A 1,199-nucleotide genomic window follows, 5' to 3' on the forward strand; every position below is an offset into this window, starting at 1 on the left:
AAACTGCAGGGCCTCGGTCATCCGCAGCAGATGATCGGGACCCACGACGCCGGGCCGGCGACCGAAGCGATGCTGGGACACCGATTTCACGTCCTCGACCTTTGCGTAGCTTGTCTCGCGCAGACCGGTGCCGCCGGGCGCGAGCTCGACGTGGGAGGGCAGCCCGCGGCGGGTTCTGGTGACGGGTACGACGATGGACAGTCCGACCGGCTGCGGTTGAGCCGGTCGGCGGACACGACCACCGCCGGACGACACAACCCCTGCTCGTGGCCGATCGGCTCACCGAAGTCGACCAGCCATACCTCGCCGCGGCGAGGTGAGATCACTCCAGGCCGTCCCGCAGCGCCCCCGCCTCGGCGGATCGCTCGGCACCGAGCTCGTCCCAGGCGAGCGGGTCGGCCGCGAGGCGGTCGTACCCCTCCTCGAAGCCGCGCCAGAACAGCTCGCGCTCGTAGGCCTCGACGGCCTCGTCGATGATCGTCTGCATCTGCTGGCCGGTGGTCGCGGCCATGGCCGCGACCCGTTGCCGCGTCCTGTCACTCACGCGCACCGTGGTACTCATGATCGTCAGTCTACAATTCGGTTGACTGACTTGTCGACCCTCGGGTATCGAGCGGGTCTCAGGCGTGCGCCCCGGGGCGCCAGAGCACGTCCCCCTCAGGGTTCGCCACCCGGGCGAGGATGAACAGCAGATCCGACAGTCGGTTGAGATAGCGGGCCGGCAGCGGGCCGGTGCGGTCCGGCTCGGCCTCGAGGAGGGCCCAGATGGACCGTTCCGCCCGGCGGACGACCGTGCGGGCGACATGCAGCAGCGCAGCCCCGGGAGTCCCTCCCGGAAGAATGAAGGAGGCCAGCTTCGGCAGGCCGGCGTTGAAACGGTCGCACGCCTCCTCGAGCCGTTCCACGTAGGCCTCGGTGATCCGCAGGGGTGGGTAGGCCGGCGCCGGGTCGACCGGGGTGCACAGATCCGCGCCGACGTCGAAGAGGTCGTTCTGGATCTGGCCGAGCACCGCCCGCAGCTCGTCGGGAAGCCCGCCGAGGGCAAGTGCCACGCCGATCGCGGCGTTCGCCTCATCTACGTCGGCATAGGCAGCCAGCCGCGGATCGGTCTTCGCCACCCGCGACATGTCGCCCAGCGCCGTCGTACCGTCATCCCCGGTGCGGGTGTAGATCCGAGTCAGGTGCACTGCCATGGGGAC

At 69.9% G+C, this 1,199-nt stretch carries 3 protein-coding genes and 1 pseudogene; all 4 read right to left on the bottom strand.

All coding sequences use genetic code 11. The features are described 5' to 3' along the window. A partial coding sequence (locus ACY5KJ_RS02510) for a type II toxin-antitoxin system PemK/MazF family toxin (protein WP_462202708.1) occupies positions 1–255 on the bottom strand: 255 nt, incomplete at its 3' end. A 2-nt stretch (positions 256–257) separates the two neighbouring features. Continuing rightward, a pseudogene (locus ACY5KJ_RS02515) lies at positions 258–326 on the bottom strand (type II toxin-antitoxin system PemK/MazF family toxin); the annotation flags it as partial. Beyond that, the gene (locus tag ACY5KJ_RS02520; protein WP_462202706.1) at positions 323–562 is read right to left on the bottom strand and encodes a hypothetical protein; all 240 of its coding nucleotides are present in this window, start codon (positions 560–562) and stop codon (positions 323–325) included. The gene ACY5KJ_RS02520 and the pseudogene ACY5KJ_RS02515, both read right to left, overlap by 4 nt. A 58-nt stretch (positions 563–620) precedes the next feature. After that, complete coding sequence (locus ACY5KJ_RS02525; RefSeq protein ID WP_462186819.1) at positions 621–1,193, bottom strand: cob(I)yrinic acid a,c-diamide adenosyltransferase; 573 nt, start codon at positions 1,191–1,193, stop codon at positions 621–623. Positions 1,194–1,199 lie beyond the last annotated feature (6 nt).

Source organism: Frankia sp. CcWB3, assembly GCF_977927595.1.